Origin of the sequence: Paragemmobacter kunshanensis, from assembly GCF_011059185.1 — a bacterium.
GTDB lineage: Bacteria > Pseudomonadota > Alphaproteobacteria > Rhodobacterales > Rhodobacteraceae > Paragemmobacter > Paragemmobacter kunshanensis.
The window spans coordinates 115,039-134,751 of record NZ_JAALFE010000003.1; the positions used below are offsets into that span (position 1 = coordinate 115,039).

At 68.0% G+C, this 19,713-nt stretch carries 17 protein-coding genes; 12 read left to right on the plus strand and 5 right to left on the minus strand.

Annotated features, from left to right (window positions below; translation table 11 throughout):
* Positions 1–2: 2 nt before the first annotated feature.
* Entirely contained in the window at positions 3–2,063 is a 2,061-nt protein-coding gene (locus G5V65_RS04395) for a bifunctional aldolase/short-chain dehydrogenase (RefSeq protein WP_206526661.1), read from the minus strand.
* Positions 2,064–2,171: 108 nt separating this feature from the next.
* Between G5V65_RS04395 and G5V65_RS04400 the strand changes: the two genes are divergently transcribed.
* Positions 2,172–3,143 (plus strand): sugar-binding transcriptional regulator, encoded by a 972-nt coding sequence (locus G5V65_RS04400; RefSeq protein WP_165047368.1) that lies wholly within the window; start codon positions 2,172–2,174, stop codon positions 3,141–3,143.
* Here G5V65_RS04400 and mtnA read toward each other — a convergent pair.
* Both mtnA and mtnK read right to left on the minus strand, forming a co-directional pair.
* On the minus strand, positions 3,140–4,243 hold the full coding sequence (mtnA, locus tag G5V65_RS04405) for an S-methyl-5-thioribose-1-phosphate isomerase (protein WP_165047369.1): 1,104 nt from the start codon (positions 4,241–4,243) through the stop codon (positions 3,140–3,142). The two genes, G5V65_RS04400 and mtnA, sit on opposite strands and share 4 nt — an antisense overlap.
* Positions 4,240–5,505, minus strand: coding sequence for an S-methyl-5-thioribose kinase (gene mtnK / locus G5V65_RS04410; RefSeq protein WP_165047370.1), 1,266 nt, complete (start codon positions 5,503–5,505; stop codon positions 4,240–4,242). Before mtnK ends, mtnA begins: the two co-directional genes overlap by 4 nt.
* A 120-nt stretch (positions 5,506–5,625) precedes the next feature.
* Between mtnK and G5V65_RS04415 the strand changes: the two genes are divergently transcribed.
* The 6 genes from G5V65_RS04415 (at position 5,626) to G5V65_RS04440 (ending at position 12,366) form a co-directional block, all read left to right on the plus strand.
* Positions 5,626–7,140, plus strand: a complete 1,515-nt coding sequence (locus G5V65_RS04415; RefSeq protein WP_165047371.1) for a sugar ABC transporter ATP-binding protein — start codon at positions 5,626–5,628, stop codon at positions 7,138–7,140.
* Complete coding sequence (locus G5V65_RS04420) at positions 7,137–8,150, plus strand: ABC transporter permease (protein WP_165047372.1); 1,014 nt, start codon at positions 7,137–7,139, stop codon at positions 8,148–8,150. The genes G5V65_RS04415 and G5V65_RS04420 overlap by 4 nt, the downstream gene beginning before the upstream one ends.
* Before the next feature lie 70 nt (positions 8,151–8,220).
* Positions 8,221–9,258, plus strand: coding sequence for a substrate-binding domain-containing protein (locus G5V65_RS04425; protein ID WP_165047374.1), 1,038 nt, complete (start codon positions 8,221–8,223; stop codon positions 9,256–9,258).
* Positions 9,259–9,320: 62 nt separating this feature from the next.
* Entirely contained in the window at positions 9,321–10,250 is a 930-nt protein-coding gene (locus G5V65_RS04430) for a transketolase (RefSeq protein WP_241250435.1), read from the plus strand.
* Entirely contained in the window at positions 10,250–11,251 is a 1,002-nt protein-coding gene (locus G5V65_RS04435; protein ID WP_241250436.1) for a transketolase family protein, read from the plus strand. The genes G5V65_RS04430 and G5V65_RS04435 overlap by 1 nt, the downstream gene beginning before the upstream one ends.
* Positions 11,251–12,366: a RuBisCO large subunit C-terminal-like domain-containing protein gene (locus G5V65_RS04440; RefSeq protein ID WP_165047378.1), complete on the plus strand. Its 1,116-nt coding sequence runs from the start codon at positions 11,251–11,253 to the stop codon at positions 12,364–12,366. The genes G5V65_RS04435 and G5V65_RS04440 overlap by 1 nt, the downstream gene beginning before the upstream one ends.
* Positions 12,367–12,378: 12 nt before the next feature.
* Here G5V65_RS04440 and G5V65_RS04445 read toward each other — a convergent pair whose 3' ends face one another.
* Positions 12,379–13,455: a DUF4424 family protein gene (locus tag G5V65_RS04445; protein WP_165047379.1), complete on the minus strand. Its 1,077-nt coding sequence runs from the start codon at positions 13,453–13,455 to the stop codon at positions 12,379–12,381.
* 163 nt (positions 13,456–13,618) lie between these two features.
* Between G5V65_RS04445 and G5V65_RS04450 the strand changes: the two genes are divergently transcribed.
* Both G5V65_RS04450 and G5V65_RS04455 read left to right on the plus strand, forming a co-directional pair.
* On the plus strand, positions 13,619–14,800 hold the full coding sequence (locus tag G5V65_RS04450) for an MFS transporter (RefSeq protein ID WP_165047380.1): 1,182 nt from the start codon (positions 13,619–13,621) through the stop codon (positions 14,798–14,800).
* A gap of 97 nt (positions 14,801–14,897) precedes the next feature.
* Complete coding sequence (locus G5V65_RS04455; protein WP_165047547.1) at positions 14,898–15,920, plus strand: aspartate-semialdehyde dehydrogenase; 1,023 nt, start codon at positions 14,898–14,900, stop codon at positions 15,918–15,920.
* Between the two features lie 223 nt (positions 15,921–16,143).
* On the opposite strand, the gene G5V65_RS04460 is transcribed toward G5V65_RS04455, so the two are convergent.
* Entirely contained in the window at positions 16,144–16,791 is a 648-nt protein-coding gene (locus G5V65_RS04460; RefSeq protein WP_165047381.1) for a carbonic anhydrase, read from the minus strand.
* A gap of 146 nt (positions 16,792–16,937) precedes the next feature.
* Here G5V65_RS04460 and G5V65_RS04465 point away from each other — a divergent pair, with 146 nt between their 5' ends.
* The 3 genes from G5V65_RS04465 to G5V65_RS04475 all read left to right on the plus strand — a co-directional run bounded on the left by G5V65_RS04465 (position 16,938) and on the right by G5V65_RS04475 (position 19,699).
* Positions 16,938–17,297, plus strand: a complete 360-nt coding sequence (locus G5V65_RS04465) for a hypothetical protein (RefSeq protein WP_165047382.1) — start codon at positions 16,938–16,940, stop codon at positions 17,295–17,297.
* A gap of 201 nt (positions 17,298–17,498) precedes the next feature.
* Positions 17,499–18,884 (plus strand): leucyl aminopeptidase family protein, encoded by a 1,386-nt coding sequence (locus tag G5V65_RS04470; protein ID WP_165047548.1) that lies wholly within the window; start codon positions 17,499–17,501, stop codon positions 18,882–18,884.
* Positions 18,884–19,699: a C40 family peptidase gene (locus G5V65_RS04475; RefSeq protein ID WP_165047383.1), complete on the plus strand. Its 816-nt coding sequence runs from the start codon at positions 18,884–18,886 to the stop codon at positions 19,697–19,699. Before G5V65_RS04470 ends, G5V65_RS04475 begins: the two co-directional genes overlap by 1 nt.
* Positions 19,700–19,713: the final 14 nt, after the last annotated feature.

Sequence of the window (19,713 nt, forward strand, 5' to 3'; positions counted from 1 at the left end):
GATCAGCGCAAAGCGGCCTCGATATTGCCGCCATCCACTGTCATGACATGGCCGGTCGTGCGTTCGGCGCGGGCGAGCATGACGAAAGCCTCGGCGACGTGGCGGGCCTCTACCTCGGCCCTGAGCAGATTGCCCGCCATATAGGTGGCCTCGTCCAGGCCGCGGGCGGTGGAGCGGGCCTTGATCATGTCTGAGGAGAGCAGGCCTGAACGGATGCGATCCGCGTTGATGCCGTTGACGCGGATGCCTTCGGCCCCGAGTTCCAGCGCAAGCTGGCGCAAAAGGAAGAAGGTCGTGGCCTTGGGCAGGCCGTAGGCGGCAAAGCCGCGGCCCGGGTTCACGGCCTGTTTCGAGACGTTGAAGAGGATCTGGCCGGGTTCGGCCCCCCTGGTGCCGCGCGCGGCCTGCTGGGCGCGGAAATGGGCGATGGCGGCCTGGGAGAAGGCCAGATGGGCGAAGAAGTTCAGCTCGAAGCTGGAGCGGAGCGTGTCGTCGGGCAGGGTGGCGATGTCGCCGGTCACGGCGGCGCCTGCGTTGGAAAGCAGGATGTCGATGCCGCCGAAGCGGGCGACGCAGGCGGCGACGGCGGCCTCGGCCGCGCCGGGGGCGGTGATGTCGCAACCATGGCCCGCGTGATCGCGGCCAAGCGAGGCTGTGGCGTGATCCAGCGCCTCGCCCGGGCGATCCACGAGGAAGAGGCTGGCCCCCTGGGCGGCGAAGGCGCGGGCGGAGGCAAGGCCGATAGCCCCGGCGCCACCTGTCACCAGAACGATGCGGCCTTGCAGGGGGGCGGGTTTGCCGCTGCCGAGCTTGGCCTGTTCGAGCGACCAGTATTCCATGTCGAACAGGTCTTGCGCGCCGATGGGGAAGAAGCCGCCCACCGCTTCGCCATCGGCGCGGACGCGGGCGGATTGGCAGCCGATATCGGCGGCGATGCGGGCGGCGGCGGCGGTGGCGCCGATGCCGGCGATGCCCGCGCCTTCGAGCCAGACAAGGCCGGGCATGGGGGCGAGCATGGTTTTCGGCTCAGCCGCGCGGGGGGCGTGGCGTTCGAAATAGGCGCGGTAGCGGGTGGCGTAGTCCTGCACGGCGGCGCGCATCGCTTCGGCCGATTGGGCGGCGCGGCGCAGGAGCAGCGGTTCGGCCTTGGTGCGGATCACGTGATCGGGGGTGGCGACGCCGCGGGTGGCGAGGGTTTCCAGATCGGGGCGGGCGCAGAAGGCGCGGTCGGCCTCGGCCGTGCGGAGGTCGATCAGGGGAAGGGGGGCGTTGTCGGGCAGGGCCGAGGCGAGCGCGCCGCGCAGGGCGGAGAGGAGGGGGGCGCTGGCTGAGGCGGGCAGGGCGGCGGCGGGGACGAGCGGGGCGGGGCGGCGGTCGGCCAGCCAGGCGGCGACAAGGCCGGTATGGGCGAGGATGCGGTCATAGCTGGCGCGGGCATCGGGGCCCCAGGCGAAATGGCCGTGATTGACCAGAAGCAGACCTTCGGCTTCGGGATTTTCGTCATAGGCGCGGGCGGCGGCCTTGGCCAGGGCAAAGCCCGGCATGACATAGGGAACGAGAGTGAGCCGGTCGCCAAAGAGTTCGCGGGTGACGGCGGCGACTTCGGGCAGGTTGGCGAGGGTGAGGAAGGCCGTGGCATGGGTGTGATCCACGACCTTGTGCGGGATCCAGGCATGCAGCAGGGTTTCCACGGATGGGTTGGGGGCCTGGGGATCGAGGAGGTTCAGGCGCTGGACATTGACCATCGCCTCGTCCGAGAGGGCGGGCAGGTCGCGCAGGCGCATCAGGGGTTCCATCCGGACGGCGGGCAGGCCGCGGGCCTCGATCGTTTCGAGATCCCAGCCGGAGCCCTTGATGTGCAGCACATCGACCACCGCGCCGAAGACATCCGTGGCGGTGGATTTGAGCGAGGTGTTGCCGCCGCCATGCATGACCAGATCGGGATCGCGCCCGATGAGGCGCGAGGTATAGACCCGCAGCGCCAGATCGCGGGCCCGAGTCTCTGGCCCGGCGGCGGCGAGGAGGGCCTCGGCTTCGGCATCGTTCCAGAGATTGGTGATCATGGGCATCTCCTGCTAAGGCTGGGCGGCGGGCGGTGACGGGCGCGCTGCGCACTTGGAATTTCTACTTTTGTCAGATACTATTGTCAAAGGTCAAAAAGTGGGGTGGGGATGGCGGTGACGACACGGCGGCGCAATCTGGCGCAGGTCAGCGGCGAGAATGCCGTGATCCAGGTGGCGTGGATGTATTACCAGGATGGCCGGAACCAGCAGGAGATCGCCGAGACGCTGGGGATTTCGCGGGCGACGGTGGTGAATTACCTGCAGGAGGCGCGGGAGAAGGGGTTGATCCGCATCACCCTGGCCGCGCCGGCCTTCACGACGCATCGGCTGGCGCTGGAACTGACGGAAAGGTTCGGGCTGCGGGGGGCCTATGTCATCCCCGATGAGGGCACGGAGGCGGAAGAGGGGTTCCTGCGCGTGGTGCGGGGGGCGGCGAACTGGCTGCCTGACCTGATCGCCCCGGGCGACCGGCTGGGCGTGGCCTGGGGGCGGACGGTCTATGAACTGGCCGAGATGGTGGAGCCGATGCCGGTGGAGGATCTGACGATCCTGCAACTGGTGGGGTCGATGGCGACGCCCTATGGCTTTACCGCCGAAGCCTGTTCGACGCGGCTGGCGCAGCGGCTGCGGGCGCGCTGTCTGAACCTGCATGCCCCCGCCATCGTGAGCCGGGCCGCGCTGGCCGAGGAGTTGCGCGAGGAGCCCATCCTGAAGGCGCAGCTTGATCAGCTGGAGACGGTGAACAAGCTGCTGTTCTCGGTCGGGACGGCGACATCGGACAGCCATATCGTGCTGAGCGGTCTGGCCACGCGCGCGGATCTGGATTGGTATGTGGCGCAGGGCGCGGTGGGGGTGATCTGCGGGCGGTTCATTGATGCCGAGGGGCGGCAACTGCCCGGCCCGATGGAGGACCGGATGATCGGCGTGCCCCTGCCCCGGCTGGTGGGGCTGGAGATGGGCATCCTGATCACGCCGGGGATGGACAAGGTCGCCGCCACGCGGGCGGCGATCCGGGGTGGTTATGTCACGCATCTGGTGACCGGCACGACCGTGGCCGAGGCGCTGCTGGCCGCGCCCTAGGGCGCGACCGCGGCCTTGAGATCGGCGAACATGGCGGCCATGCCTTCGGCGGTGGCCGGGCAGAGGCCGCGTTCGGTGAGCAGGCCGGTGACAAGTTCGGCCGGGGTCACGTCGAAGGCCGGGTTGCGCGCGCCGGTTCCATCGGGCGAGATCTGGACCGAGGTGATAGCCCCATCCGGGCCGCGACCCTGCACCATCGTCACTTCGGCGGGGCTGCGTTCCTCGATCGGGATTTCGCGCAGGCCATCGTGGACGCGCCAGTCGATCGTGGGCGAGGGGAGGGCGACGTAGAAGGGCACGCCATTCGCATGCGCGGCCAGCGCCTTGAGATAGGTGCCGATCTTGTTGCAGACATCGCCGCGCGCGGTGGTGCGGTCGGTGCCGACGATGACCATGTCCACCTCGCCGTGCTGCATCAGATGGCCGCCGGCATTGTCGACGATCAGGTCATGCGGGATGCCGTGGCTGTTCAGTTCCCATGCGGTGAGTTGCGCGCCCTGGTTGCGGGGGCGGGTTTCATCGACGAAGACATGGACGGGAATGCCTGCGGCATCGGCATGATAGATCGGGCTGGTGGCGGTGCCCCAATCGACGGTGGCAAGCCAGCCCGCATTGCAATGGGTAAGGATATTGACCGGCTTGCCCGGCTTGCGCGCGGCGATGTCGCGGATGATGGCGAGGCCATGCAGGCCGATCTGGCGGTTGATTTCCACATCCTCGTCGCAGATTTCGGCGGCGCGGGCGGCGGCGGCGGCGGCGCGGGCGGCGGGGGGCAGTGGGGCGAGGTGGCTGCGCATGGCATCGAGCGCCCAGCGCAGGTTGATCGCCGTGGGGCGGGTTTCGTGCAGGATGTCCCAGGTTTCGGCCAGCGAGGCATCGGAGGGATCCGCGGCCATCTGCACGGCCATGCCCCAGGCGGCGGTGGCCCCGATCAAGGGCGCGCCGCGCACCCACATGTCGCGGATGGCGGTGGCGAATTCGGCGCGGTTGCGCAGGGGGACGATGCGCAGGTCATGCGGCAGCCAGCGCTGGTCGATCACCTGGACCACGCCATCGGCATCCTGCCAGATGGTGCGGTAGGGGGTTCCGTTGATCTTCACAGGTGGGTCTCCTTGTCCATGCGGCGGGCCATGGCGGTGACGGTGCCGATCCCGCGGATCGAGCCCGCGCCCAGCATGAGTTGGCGGCCCATGGCCAGCGCGCGCGCCTCGCAGGCGGCGCGGCGGCCTTCATCCGCAATCCGTTCGAAATCGGCATTGTGGGCGAGGCCGAGGATGCGGCGGTGCATCTCGATCCCGCAGAAGCCGAGCATGTCCTGCCAGATCCGGCCGAGCAGATCGTCAAGCGCCTGTTCGGCGGCGAGGGCGTGGCCCTGATCTTCGTAGAGGCTGGCCTGATAGAGGATGCCGCGGCGTTCCGTGCGCCAGAGGTGGCTGAATTCGGTGGTGAAGCTTTGCCAGAGGGTTTCGACGATGCCGAGGAGCCAGTCCTGGTGATCGGCGCGCTGGCCGGGGGCGGATTCGTGGCCCGGCTGGCTGAAATGGGCCATGAGGAAGTTGGCAATCAGCATCCCGATATCAAAGCCGAAGGGGCCGTAGGTGGCGAATTCCGGGTCGATCACCCGGGTTTCGGTATCGGTCACCATGATGGAGCCGGTGTGCAGATCGCCGTGCAGCAGGGTTTCGGCCCGGCTGGTGAAGGCCAGTTTCAGATGCTGGGCCGCGACCTTGAGCGAGAGATCGCCGCGCAGGCGGGCCACGATGCCATCAAGCCCCGGCGTGTGCCGGTTCAGGGGGGCGGCGAAATAGGGATCGGAGAAGACGAGGTTTTCGGTGATGTCGCAGAGTTCGACATTGGCTGCAAAGAGCGCCAGATCGGCCTTGCGGGCGGGGGCTGGCATGGAAAGATCGGAGCCGCGGAACAGGGTGCGGGCGCAGAATTCGCCCAGCCTTTCGCCAAGCCCCGCGACGCGCCGCCCGGCGATCAGGGCCTGACGCAGGATCACATGGGGGGTCAGGAATTCCATCACGACGATGGCCTGACCCTCGTCGAAATGCCAGACGGCGGGGACGGAGCCGGGATCGCGCGCCTCTTGCCGGATCAGGGCGTTGTATTCGAAGAAGGCGCGGCGCAGCGGCAGGGGCCAGCTTTCGCCCACCAGCCGGACATAGGGCAGGGCCTGCTTGACCACCGCCTGCCCGGCGCTGCCCGTGACGATGAAGACGAGGTTGAGGTTGCCATCGCCAACCTCTTTCACCTGCCAGGTTTCTGGGGGGCCGACCCTTTCGCGCAGGATCGCGAGCCCGCCCAGGCGCCTGGGCAGGCTTTCGGGTGACAATGCAAGATAGCCCTCTGCGGACATGCGGCATTCCTCCCGTTTCCGCCTTCCTCAGGTGCAGCATTTCCAAAATTCCAGCATATGTCAAACGCTATTGACAATTGATGAAGTGAAGGTAGCGTTGGCGTCAGGGAGAGAGACCGCATGACATCGCAGGCCATCACCATACGTGGGCTGACCAAGGCCTTTGGCCGCAACGCGGTGTTGCGTGGCGTGGATCTGGATCTGCCCGCGGGGCAGGTGACGGTGCTGATGGGGGCCAACGGGGCGGGGAAATCCACGCTGGTCAAGGTGCTGTGCGGGGTGCATGCGGCGGATGCGGGCGAGATCCGGCTGGATGGGCGGGCCTTTGCCCCGGCGGGGCCTGCGGCGGCGCTGCGGTCGGGCGTGGTGACGGTGCATCAGAACATCAATGATGGCGTGGTGCCGGATCTGGATGTGGCCTCGAACCTGCTGCTGGATTCGCTGGCCGAAGGGGGCGGGCTGTTCCTGAACCGGCGGCGGATGCGGGCCGAGGCGGGGAAGATCGCCGCGGCGATCGGGCTGGAGCTGGACATGGCGCGCCCGGTGGCGGGGCTGTCGCTGGCCGACCGGCAGCTTGTGGCGATTGCCCGGGCGATGGCGCATCGGCCGCGGCTTCTGATCCTGGATGAACCGACGTCATCGCTTTCGCTGACCGAGGCGCAGCGGTTGTTTGCGCTGATCGACAGGCTGCGGGGCGAGGGGGTGGCGATTCTTTATATCTCGCACCGCATGTCGGATATCCGGCGGCTGGCGGACCGGATCGTTTCCATGCGCGACGGGCAGGTTTCGGGCCTGTTCGAGACGGTGCCGCTGGATTATTCGGGCGCGGTGCGGGCCATGCTGGGGCATGAGATCACCGAGGTGGATATCGCGATCCCGGTGCCGGGGGCGGTGATGCTGGAGGCGCGGGGGCTGCGGTTGAAGCCCGAGGCGCGGGCCTTTGACCTGACCCTCCGGCGGAATGAGGTGGTGGCGATCACCGGGCTGGTGGGATCGGGCAAGTCGGCGCTGGCGGCGGCGCTGTTCGGGCTGGAGGCGCCGGTGGCGGGGGAGATGCGGCTGGACGGGCGGGACTATCGCCCGCGCCGCCCGGCCGAGGCGGTGGCGGAAGGGGTGTTCCTGGCGGCGAAGGACCGGCTGATCAATGCGGTGGTGCCCGGCTTTGACATCCAGCAGAACCTGACGCTGCCCTTCACGCCGCGCCATGCCGGGCCTCTGGGCCTGATCCGGCGGGCGGCAGAGCGGGCGGCGGCAGAGCGGGCCATCGCGGCGATGGGAGTGGTCTGTCAGGGGCCGCGGGACGGGATCCTGACGCTGTCGGGGGGCAATCAGCAGAAGGTGGTCGTCGGGCGCTGGATGGCCGAGGCGAGCCGGTTGCTGATCCTGGACGAGCCGTTTCAGGGCGTGGACATCCAGGCCCGGCGCGATATCGGGCGGCGCATCCGCGACAGCGCGGCCGAGCGCGCCACGCTGGTCCTGTGTGCCGAGATCGACGAGGCGCTGGAAGTGGCGGACCGCATCCTTGTGATGAGCGAGCATACGCTGGTGGGGGACCACCGGAACGAGAATATCGACCTTGCCCGCCTGATGACGGAAGTCTCGGGCGCGGCCGACCGGACGAAGGAACCCGCATGAAATCCCTTTCCCTGACCGAACTGGCGATCCGCTACGGCTTTCTTCTGCTGATGGCTGGGCTGATCGTGGTGTTTTCGGTCCTGCGCCCGGCCTTCCTTTCGCCGCAGAGCGGGGTGTTCATCCTGCAATCGGTGGCGATCACGGGGATTCTGGCGCTGGGGGTGACGGCCACGCTGGTGGTGGACGGGTTCGACCTGTCGATCGGGGCGGTGGCGACATCGGCGATGATGCTGTCGGCCTATGTGATGGTGATCTGGGAGATGGGCGCGGTGCCCGCCGTGCTGCTGTGCCTGGGGATGGGCGCGCTGGTGGGGCTGGTGAACGGGTTGCTGATCGTGAAGATGCGGGTGCCGGACCTGCTGGCCACGCTGGGGATGATGTTCCTGCTGGTGGGGTTGCAGCGCATTCCGACGCAGGGCAATTCCATCTCGACCGGGATGATGCTGCCGGGCGGGCAGGCCGCCGAGGGCAGTTTCGCGCCGGAATTCCTGATGCTGGGGCGGCATCGGATCGACTTCATCCTGCCGGATCTGGTGCCGCTTTCGGTGGTGGTGCTGATCGTGATCGCGCTTCTGACATGGGCCTTCCTGGAACTGACGCGGCATGGCCGGGTGATGTATGCGATCGGATCGAATGCGCAGGCGGCGGGGCTGGCGGGGATCAATGTCGCGGGATACCGGATACTCGCCTATGTGATTTCGGGGGTCATGGCCTCGATCGGGGGGATCCTGCTGGCGGCGCGGCTGGGGCGGGGGGATGTCGCCTCGGGGAACAACCTGCTGCTGGATTCGGTGGCGGCGGCGCTGATCGGCTTTGCCGTGCTGGGCGCGGCCAAGCCCAATGCCTTTGGCACGGCCATCGGGGCGCTGTTCGTGGGGATCCTGCTGCAGGGTCTGACCATGCTGAACGCGCCTTACTACACGCAGGATTTCATCAAGGGTGCCGTGCTGGTCGTGGCGCTTGTCTTCACCTTTGCCCTGTCCGGCCGTGTCGGCCGGGCGCGGCGCTGAGCCTGCCGGAAAGGCTGCCGGAAGAAGCGGCCCGCCGGTCACTGACATTCACGGAGAATGGGAGGAACCAATGATCTCCAGACGGATTTTCGCAGCACTCGTTTCCGGCGTCGCGCTGGTGCCTGGCCTTGCGCTGGCGCAGGATGCGCCCGCGCCCTTTGACAATCCCGGCGATGTGAACATCGCGCTGGTGCGCTATCTTTCGACCGGCGACTTCTTCCAGGCCTATCTTTCGGGCGTGGAGAAGCAGGCGGCGGCGCTGGGCGTGAACCTGCAGGTCTTTGACAGCCGTCAGGATGCGGCGCTGCAGGCGGATATGGTGGATCAGGCCATCGCGCTGGGCGTGGACGGGATCATCATCCAGCACGGGCTGACCGAATCCATGAAGGAGGCCGCGCAGCGGGCCGTGGATGCGGGGATCAAGGTCGTGGCCTTTGACGTGAACGTGGAGAATGCCGCCATTCCGCAGGTGGAACAGTCCGACGCCGCGCTGGCGCAACTGGCGCTGGATCAGGCGATTGCCGACAATGGTGCGGAATGGGTGGCGGGCTTCGTGCATGTTGCGGGGATCGCGCCGCTGGATCGCCGCGCCGCCGTCTGGGAAGAGGTGAAGGCCGCCAATCCCGGGATCAACGAAGTGGCGATGTTCGGCACGCTGGACAACCCCATCGCGAATTCGGTCGCCAATCAGGCGCGTTCGGTGCTGTCGGCCAATCCGAACATCCAGGTGATGTTCGCGCCCTATGACGAATTCGCCAAGGGCGTGAAGATCGCCGTGGACGAGGCGGGCATGTCGGGGCAGGTGTCGATCTATTCGGCCGATATCTCGACCGCCGATATCCAGCTGATGCGCGAGGAAGGATCGGCCTGGAAGGCCACGGCGGCCACCAACCCGGCCGTGGTGGGCGAGGTTTCGGTGCGGTCGCTGGCGCTGCTGCTGGCGGGCGAGAATCCGGGGGCGAGCGTGATCGTGCCGCCGACGCTGATCACCCAGGCGATGCTGAACGAGCTGGACATCAAGAACATGGAAGAGCTGGGCGCGAAGCTGCCCGCCTTTGCCCATGCCGATGTGGCGATGGCGCCGTGGATGACGCTGCCGCCCCGCTGAGGATGCACCAACCGGGCGGGCCGTCGCAGGCCCGCCCCCTGCCCGCACAGGAGAGAGAGCCCTTGCGCAACGAGAAGACCACCGAAGAGATCGCGCGCGGCATCCGTGCCCGCGTCTTCGAACATACGATCCGCAACAATGGTGGATATCTGAGCCAGGCCTGTTCGGCGGCGGAGCAGTTGGCCTTTCTGTATAACGAGGGGCTGAACCTTGGCCCGTCGACCATGCCGATGGTGCCGCCGCCCTTTGGCGGCGTGCCCTCGGCGGACAATCCGGATTATGTGACGGGCGCGGGCTATAACGGGCCCTTCGATGCCGTGCATGACCGGCTGTTCATCGCGCCCGCGCATTACGCGCTGGTCGCCTATGCCTGCCTGATCGAGGTGGGGCGCATGGCGCCCGAGGGGCTTGGGATGTTCAACCGCGACGGATCGTCGGTCGAGATGATCGGGGCCGAGCATTCTCCGGGGATGGAGGTGCATAACGGCACGCTGGGGATCGGGCTTTCGACGGCGGCGGGGCTGGCCTGGGGGCGCAAGCGGATGGGCCATAGCGGGCAGGTCTGCGTGTTCATGTCGGATGGCGAGGTGCAGGAGGGCCAGACATGGGAGGCCGTGCAGGCCGCCGCGCATCACGGGATCGACAATCTGTGGGCGATCATGGACGTGAACCGCCAGCAATGCGACGGCGCGATGGACGAGGTGATGACGGTGGGCGACATCGCCACGAAGTTCCGCGATTTCGGCGCGGTGGTGGCCGAATGCGATGCGCATGACCTGAAGGCGATGCGCGCGGCGCGGGCGACGCCGCATCCGGGGCGGCCGCTGATCGTGCTGGCCCATTCGCGCCCGACGCAGGGGATGGAAAGCCTGATGAGCCGCTTCCCGCGCCTGCATTACGTGCGTTTCAAATCCGAGGAGGAGCGCGCGCGGATGAATATCGAGATCGCCGCCGAGCTTGGCGTGGCGCCCGTTGCCCTGGAGGCCCATTGATGGAGATGGTCAACCGGCCCTATGCGGCCGCCTTTGAAGCCTATGCCGTGCAGCATCCCGAGGTTCTGTGCCTGTCGGCGGACCTGACGTCGAGCTGCGAGATCGACGGGTTCCGCGACCGGCATCCGGATCAGTTCCTGTCGCTGGGGATGGCCGAGCAGAACATGCTGTCTTTCGCGGGCGGCCTTGGCCTTGCCGGGTTCCGGCCCTTTCTGCATTCCTTCGGGGTATTCCTCTATCGGCGGCCCTATGACCAGCTGATGGCCTCGGTCGCCTATCCGCGGCGGAAGGTGCGGCTGATGGGGTTCCTGCCCGGGGTCACGACGCCGGGGGGCATGACGCATCAGGCGATCGAGGATATCTCGGTCATGCGGACGATCCCGAACATGACGGTGCTTGAGGCGGGGGATGCGACCGAGGTGGAAAGCATCGTGGCCGAGGCCGACCGGGTGGATGGCCCGGTCTATTGCCGCATCCTGCGCGGGGCGGTGCCGCGGCTGTTCGATACGCCGATCCGCATCGGGCAGATGCGGGTGCTGGCCGAGGGCGAGGATGTGCTGGTGGTGACCGCCGGGATCACCACGGAAGAGGCGATCCGCGCGCGGGGGGCGCTGGCGCGAGCGGGGGTTTCGGTGCGGCATCTGCATCTGAACACGTTGAAGCCCTTTGACGCGGCGCAGATCGTGGACCATGCCGCCAGCGTGCGCCATGGGGTGATCACGCTGGAGAACCATCTGGTGACCGGGGGGATCGGGTCGATGGTGGCCGAGGCGCTGGCCGAGGCGGGGCTGGCGCGGCGGCTGATCCGGCTGGGCTTGCAGGATACCTATGCGCATGGCGGGTCGCGGCCCTATCTGATGAAGCATTACGGGATGGATGCGCTGTCGCTGGTGCGGGCGGTGGAACGGCTGACCGGGCAGGCGACCGGGATCGACGAGGATGCGCTGGGCGCGGTGCGGATCGACGCGGTGCATTCCATCGTGAAGGCCGAGGCCCTGTGATGACCCGCTTCACGGTGACCTATCGCCTGCGTGCGGCGACGCGGGCCGAGGCGGTGGCGCGGGCCGAGGGGATCGCGCTGGAACAGACGGTGGAGATCCCGCGCGACGTGGTGCCGCCAGGCCCGGTGGAGGACGAAATCCTCGGGCGGGTGGAGGAGATCGGCGCGCTGGCGGACGGGGTCTGGCAGGCGGTGATCAGCTATTCGCCTGACAGCGCGGGGGCGGAGTTCACGCAGTTCCTGAATGTGGTTTTCGGCAATTCCTCGATCCAGACGGGGATCCGGGTGACGGGGATCACGCCGGGGGCCGAGATGGCGGCACGGATGCCCGGGCCGCGTTTCGGGATTGCGGGGATCCGCGCGCTGTGCGGGCGGGCGACGGGCGGGATGATCGCGCCGGTGCTGAAACCCATGGGCCTGACGCCCGAGGATTTCGCGCGGCTGGCCGCGGGCTGTGTGCGGGGTGGCGCGGATATCGTGAAGGAGGATCACGGTCTGGCCGGGCAACCCGCGGCGCCGTTTCGCGCGCGGGTCGAGGCGGTGTGCCGGGCGATGGAGGCGGTGCGGGCCGAGACGGGGCGGCGGGCGCTGTATTTTCCCAACCTGTCGGGGCGGCCCGAAGAGATCGAGGACAATCTGCGCTTTCTGAAGGAGGCGGGGGCGGACGGGGTTCTGGTGATGCCGGGGCTGTTCGGCTTTGGCCTTGTTCACCGGATCGCGGGGGATGCGGCGCTGGGCCTGCCGGTGATGACGCATCCGTCATTTCTGGGGCCCTATGTGCTAGCCCCCGACAACGGGATCGACCATGGCGTCCTGTTCGGCACGATCCAGCGGCTGGCGGGTTCGGATATCTCGGTCTTTCCGAATGTGGGGGGGCGTTTCGGATTCACCGCAGCGGACTGCGGGCAGATCGCGGCGGCCTGCCGCGCGCCCGGGGGGCCGGGCAAGCCGATGCTGCCCAGCCCGGGCGGCGGCATGAGCGTGGCGCGCGCCGCCGAGATGCAGGCGATGTATGGCGAGGATGTGGTCTATCTGCTGGGCGGAAGCCTGTTGCGGGATCCGGCGCGGATCGACGAGGCCGTGGCCGCGATGCGCGCGGCGCTGGATCGCGGATAGGGAGCGCGCCGCCTAGCCGGGCGGCGGGGTGACGATCAGGATTTCGAGATCGCGGTCGGGGGTGAAGTCGCGTTTGCGAACCTCGAATGTGGTGGGGCCTGTCTTTTCCACCCCGGAGGCGCAGAGGGAGATGACGTTCTCTGCCGCGCCCTTGTCGAGCGTGAGGCGGAAATCGCGGATCGGGCCTGCCCATGAATTCGCGGTGCGCAGGACATAGGCGAGGTTGAGGGCAATGCCATAGCCATCGGGGCCAAGCCGCTTTGCGATGGCGCGCGAGGTTCCGTCATCAATGCAGTAGCGGGACTGGAATTCCAGTTCCCAATCATTGCGGGGCGGGTGCGTCCAGCCGAAGAGGCCGCCGGGCGGGCGGTTTTCGTATTCATGCGAGATGGTCAGGGTCTGGCCTGCGGGGAAGGTCTGCGTCCAGTGGTGGCGCAGGACGATGGACCAGAGGGGCCAGACTTCGGCGGGCATGCCGGTTGCGGGATCGCCGTCGTGGAATTCGGCAAAGCCGGCTGCGGTAAGCGCCGCGCGTTCGGCGGGGGTTTTGACGAAGAGGGCGTCGGTCAGGCTTTTGATGTCGATGGTCAGGGGGAGATTGGCCGCGCGGAGGGCGGCGGTGACATCGGTTCCGGGCGTGTCGTATTGGGCGGAGAGGGGGCGGGTTTCATCCCATGGCGGTTCGATCACGGCGATGCGGTCGATGGTGACGGGGACGGGCTGGCCGTTCACCGTGGCGGTGAAGTTCACGAGGTTGTCGCGGTCGCCCTGGTGGATGTTGAAATCCGAGGTCATCAGCGCCTGAAGCGAGATGGGGGGGAGGGGGAAGATCACCTCGCCCGTCACATCGGCATCGGTGAGGTTGTGGAAGGTGTAGGTCACGCGGATGCGGTCGGGGGAGATGTAGAGGTCTTCCGATTCCATCGCGATGGCATCGGTGCGGGCGAAGTGGAGGCCGGTGGCGGACAGGCCGCCGAAGCCGTCATTTGCGCGGGCGGCGGGGGCGGGCAGCAGGGCGGCAGGGCCGAGGATCAGGCCCAGGATCAGGGCGCGGGCAGGGGCGGGCAGGCGGAACGGGGGGCGGAGCATGCGGCGCGATCCCTTGCTGGCTGACCGGGCAAGGATGCGCGCCTTGTCCGGGGCTGGCAAGGGTGATGCTGGGGCGATGCCGGGGGCTATGCCGGGGCTTTGCGGGGTTGCGGTGGCGGCGCGGGGTTGGCAGTGTGCGCGCCGGGATGGAGGAATTTTCACAATGATTGCGGGGATAGCGGCGCTGGTGGCGGCCTATGTGCTGTCACAGTTCTATCGGGCCTTTCTGGCGGTGCTGGCGCCGGTGCTGGGCAGCGAGATCGGGGCAAGCCCCGAGGATCTGGCGGCGGCCTCGGGGGTGTGGTTCCTGGTCTTTGCGGTGATGCAGATCCCTGTGGGATCGGCGCTGGACAGGGTGGGGCCGCGCCTGACGGCGGCGGTGCTGCTGGGTCTGGGCGGTGCGGGGGGCGCTGCGGTCTTTGCCATGGCCGAGGGGCCGGGGGCGGTGACGCTGGCCATGGCGCTGATCGGGGTGGGCTGCGCGCCGGTGCTGATGGCGGCCTATTACATCTTTGCGCGGACCTATTCGGCGGCGGTCTTCGGCACGCTGGCGGGGGTGGTGATCGGGGTGGGCTCAATGGGGAACATCGCGTCGAGCCTGCCCCTGGCTGCGGCGGTGGAGGCCTTCGGCTGGCGCGAGACGCTGTGGGGGCTGGCGGGGGTGACGCTGCTGGTGGCGCTGGCGCTGGGCCTTCTGGTGCGCGATCCGCCCAAGGTCGAGGGGGCGGGACGCGGGTCGCTGATGGACCTTTTGCGGATGCCTGCGCTGTGGCCGGTGCTGATCATGATGGCGGTGTGCTACGTGCCTGCGGCGGGGCTGCGGGGGCTGTGGGTGGGGCCTTACTATCGCGACGTCTTCGGCGCGGATGCGGCGGCGATCGGGGTGACCACACTGGTGATGGGGGTGGCCATGGTGGCGGGCAATTTCGCCTATGGGCCGCTGGACCGGCTGCTGGGCACGCGGAAATGGCTGATCTTCGGGGGCAATCTGGGGGTGCTGGTCTGCCTGATCGGCCTGTGGGCGATGCCCGCTGCCGGGGGGTGGTGGACGCTGGGCCTGCTGGCGGCGCTGGGATTCTTTGGCGCGTCCTTCCCGATGGTGATGGCGCATGGACGGGCATTCGTGCCGCCGCATCTGATGGGGCGGGGGGTGACGCTGCTCAATCTGTTCGGGATCGGGGCGGTGGGGCTGGCGCAGGTGGCGACGGGGCGGCTGCATGCCGTGCTGCAGGCCGGGGCCGGAGGCGCGGCGACCCTGCCCTATCAGGGACTGTTTGCCTTTTTCGCGCTGCTGCTGGCGGGGGGGATGGTGGTCTATCTGTTCTCGCAGGATCGCACTGACTGACGGATTGCCGCGCGGCCTGCGAATCCGCTTTTCCCCCTGACACGCTTGGGGTATGCGGCCCCGTCCCCGATGTTGGGGCGCAAGAAGGAGATCCATGATGGGCTACAAGGTCGTAGTCGTCGGTGCCACGGGCAACGTTGGCAAGGAAATGCTGAACATCCTCGCGGAACGCGAGTTTCCGGTCGATGAGATCGCGGCGCTGGCGTCGCGAAAATCGCTGGGGACGGAAGTCAGCTTTGGCGACCGAACTTTGAAGACGCAGGATCTGGACACGTTCGATTTCACGGGCTGGGATATTGCGCTGTTCGCCATCGGGTCGGACGCGACGAAGGTCTATGCGCCCAAGGCGGCAAGCCAGGGTTGCGTGGTGATCGACAACTCGTCGCTGTATCGCTACGACCCGGAGATCCCGCTGATCGTGCCGGAAGTGAACGCCGATGACGTGGTCCGCTACAAGAACAAGATGATCATCGCGAACCCGAACTGTTCCACCGCGCAGATGGTGGTGGCGCTGAAGCCGCTGCATGACCGCGCGCGGATCAAGCGGGTGGTGGTGGCGACCTATCAATCCGTGTCGGGGACCGGCAAGGAGGCGATGGACGAGCTGTGGAACCAGACCAAGGGCATTTTCGTGCCGGGTCAGGAAGTGGAGCCGAAGGTTTACCCCAAACAGATCGCTTTCAACGTGATCCCGCATATCGATGTGTTCCTGGACTCGGGCGAGACCAAGGAAGAATGGAAGATGGTGGCCGAGACGAAGAAGATCCTTGATCCCAAGATCAAGGTGACGGCGACCTGCGTGCGGGTGCCGGTCTTCGTGGGCCATTCGGAAGCCATCAACATCGAGTTCGAGGATTACCTCGACTGGGAAGAGGCGACGGACATCCTGCGCGAGGCGCCCGGTGTGCTGGTCGTCGACAAGCGCGAGGCCGGTGGCTACATCACCCCCATCGAATGCGTGGGCGAATATGCGACCTATATCAGCCGCATCCGGCAGGACAGCACGATCGAGAACGGGCTGAACATCTGGTGCGTGAGCGACAACCTGCGCAAGGGGGCCGCGCTGAACGCGGTGCAGATCGCCGAAGTGCTGGGAAGCCGCTGCCTGAAGAAGGGCTGATCGCGGATCGAGCGAGACAGGGGGCCGTCCCGGCGGGGCGGCCCTTTTTCATTCCGCGCAGTGATCTTGCGGAGCGGCGTGCCGCCGCGAGCCTTTCCTGTCGTCGGCGCCTGCGCGCCTCCTCCGGTGTCAGGGGGCGTTCCGCCCCCTCTGTCCGCGCGTGCCGCGCGGCCATTCACCCCCTGAGGGTATTTTTCGCCAAGATGAAGGAGACGGGGGCGGATCAGACCGGGATGAAGGCGGCGCGTGAGGGATCGAACTGTTCCAGCGCGCCGGCGCCGGTATCGTTCCAGAGCCCGTGCAGGGTGAGGCGGTCATCCTCGACGGCGGCGCGGACGAAGGGGAAGGTCATCAGGTTTTCGAGGCTGACGAGGACGGCTTCCTTTTCCAGGGCGCGGAGCGGATCTTCCGGCGCGGCCTGGCGGACGCGGTCGAAGCCGGGGCGGAGGATATCCATCCAGCGGCCGACGAAGGAGGATTTCTCCTCCAGGGCCGGGGCGTGGCCGGAGCACATGTCATGGCAGCCCTTGACGCCGCCGCAGTTGGAATGGCCCAGCACGACGATATGGGCGACGCCGAGCGAGGTGACGGCATATTCCACCGCCGCCGAGGTGCCATGGTATTCGCCGTCGGGATTGTAGGGCGGCACGAGGTTCGCCACGTTGCGATGGATGAAGAATTCGCCTTCATCCGCGCCGAAGATCGAGGTGACATGGACGCGGCTGTCGCAGCAGGAGATCACCATGGCGCGGGGATGCTGGCCGCTTTCGGCGAGGCGGCGGAACCAGGCCTTGTTGTCCTGATAGGTGGTCGCCCGCCAGCCGTGGAAGCGGCTGATCAGATAGGCGGGAAGGGGCCGGGCCTGTTGCATGGGGCATCCTTCTTGGGCGGCTGCGATGGGGCCTTCCTAGGATGAAGTATCAGAAAATTCGAGAGTCTATTTTTCCGCGCGGCAACCTTTCGTTCAGTGGCATGAAACATGCTGTCAGCGGGTGTGATGCGCTTTCGGGGGACGGAATGGCGGGCAGTGTGGTGATGCTGCACCCGCAGGAGCGGGTGGATGAGGATGAGGGGGCGATCCTGGCGATCTTTGACAGGCTGGGGCCGGATCCGGCGGCGAAGCTGGTCTCGCGGGCTGTCGGGGAACTGGCGCTGGCAGTCACGGTGATGGCGGCGCAGGTGGACCGACATGAACTGGACGGGTTGCCGCGCGGGTTGAAGCGGATCCAGGTGATGGCGGCAGGCGTCGGCATGGTGAGCCTGTCGCAGGTGGCCGGGGATGCGCGGTCGGTGCTGATGCGCGATGATCCCACGGCCTTTTCCGCCGTCTGGGCGCGGCTGGTGCGGGTGGCGGAGCGGTCGCTGGTGCGCGATTAGGCGCCTGCGCCCGGGCGTGGGTTTGCTCCTTAAGTCGCGCCGGGTGGCGTTTGCGGTGGCCGTCCCTTTCAATGCAGCGCCATGCCCTTTGCAGTGCCCTTGCGGGCGGGGCGGGGTGTTTCTAGGCTGCGGCACCTGCCCGGAGGTGGTTCCGGGCCTGATGCCGGATGCCTTTAGATGACCCTGGATGCGCTGCCTTTCCTGACGCCTGAATTCGCCGATGCCTCTGCCGAGGCGCGGGTGCTGCATGTCGTTTCGCCCGAGGGGGTGGAGGGGCTGGGCGCGGCCCTGGGGCCGGAGGCGGCGGCATGGCTGGCGGCGACGGGTTTCAAGGGCGATATGGGGGAGGTGCGGCTGTTGCCGGGGGCGGATGGGTCTGTCTTGGCGGCGGTGGCCGGGTTCGGCACGGCGAAGGCGCGGCGGCGGCAGCGGTTCGGGCTGGCCCGCGCGGTGGCGGGATTGCCTGCGGGGGCGTGGCGTCTGGCGGGGCTGGAGGCGGTGGCGGATCGGGCGGAGGCGGCGCTGGGGGCCTTGCTGGCAGTGTATCGGTTCGGCCGCTATCGCGCGGCGAAGGATGCGGCGGGGGCGCGGCTGATCTGCCCGGAGGGGGTGGATGCGGGGCGTCTTGTCGCGATGGCGCGGGGGGAGTTCCTGACGCGCGACCTGATCAACACGCCGGCGCAGGATATGGGGCCTGCGGAACTGGAGGCAGAGTTCGTGGCGCTGGCGGGGCGGCATGGGGCGGCCGTGACGGTGGTGCGGGGGGAAGACCTGCTGGAGCAGGGCTTTCCCATGGTGCATGCGGTGGGGCGGGCCAGTCCGCGCGCGCCGCGGATCATGGAGATGCGCTGGGGTGCGGCGGGGCCTCTTCTCACGCTGGTGGGCAAGGGGGTGTGTTTCGACACCGGAGGCCTGAACCTGAAGCCGTCGAACGGCATGAACCTGATGAAGAAGGACATGGGGGGTGCCGCCACGGTGATGGGGCTGGCGCAGATGATCATGGAACTGGGCCTGCCCGTCCGGCTGCGGGTGATCGTGCCTGCGGTGGAGAATGTGGTTTCGGGCAATGCATTGAAGCCGAAGGATATTCTGACCAGCCGGAAGGGATTGACGGTGGAGGTGAACGACACCGATGCCGAGGGGCGTCTGGTCCTTGGCGATGCGCTGGCCTGGGCGGGGGAGGAGCCTTGCGACCTGCTGGTGTCGATGGCCACGCTGACGGGGGCGGCGCGGGTGGCGGTGGGGCCGGATCTGGCGCCCTATTACTGCGACGATGCGGGGATCGTGGCGGCGCTGGAGGCGGGGGCGGTGGCGGGCTGCGATCCGGTCTGGCGGCTGCCCTTCCATGACGCCTATGAAAGCGTGATCGAGCCAGGGATTGCCGATCTGGACAATGCGCCGGGCTTTGGCTTTGCGGGGTCGATCACGGCGGCGCTTTTCCTGCGGCGGTTCGCGGATCATCCGCGCTATGTGCATTTCGACATCTATGGCCATACGCCGACCGAGGCGCCGGGGCGGCCCAAGGGCGGGGTCGGGCAGGGGGCGCGGGCCCTGCTGTGCGGGTTGCCCGCGATGCTGGGGCTGTGATGGACCGGAGGGTGACGCCGCATTCCGGCCGCGTGGCGCTGGAGGCGCTGCGCGGGCGGGTGGAGGCCGAGGCTTTCGTTGCCGGAGAGGCGGGGGCGGTGGCGGTGCCGTTGGTTGATCTGTGTGCAAGCCCCGGCGGGGCGCGGGATCGGCAGGTGGTGCTGGGCGAACCGCTGGTGGTGGTGGAGCGGCGCGGGGGCCATGCCTTCGTGCAGATGGGCAAGGATGGCTATTGCGGCTGGCTGGAGGCGGGGGCGGTCGGGCCTGCGCTGGCGGCGACGCATTGGGTGGCCGCGCGGGGCACGCATCTTTACCCCGAGGCGCGGGTGCAGGCACGGGAGATGGCGGCGCTGCCCTTCGGCGCACGGGTGGTGGTGCTGGAGGAGGATGGCAGATGGGCGCGGGTGGCGGGCGGGTTCTTGCCCGCGATGCATCTGCGGCGGCTGGGGGACTGGTGCGACGATCCTGTTGCGGTGGCCGAGGGGTTTCTGGGCGTGCCCTATCTGTGGGGCGGCAACAGCGCGGCGGGGATCGACTGTTCGGGATTGGTGCAGGCGGCGCTGCTGGCCTGCGGGCGGGACTGTCCGGGCGACAGCGACATGCAGGCGCGGATGGGTGCGCCGGTGGCGGCAGGGGATCTGCGGCGGGGGGACCTGATGTTCTGGAAGGGGCATGTGGCGATGGTCGTGGATGGGGCGCGACTGATCCATGCCAATGGGCACAGCATGGATGTGTGCCATGAGGGTATCGAGGCGGCCATCGCGCGCATCGCGGCGCAGGGGGGCGGGCCGGTGACGGCGCTGCGGCGGGTTTGACGGGTGCGGGCGGG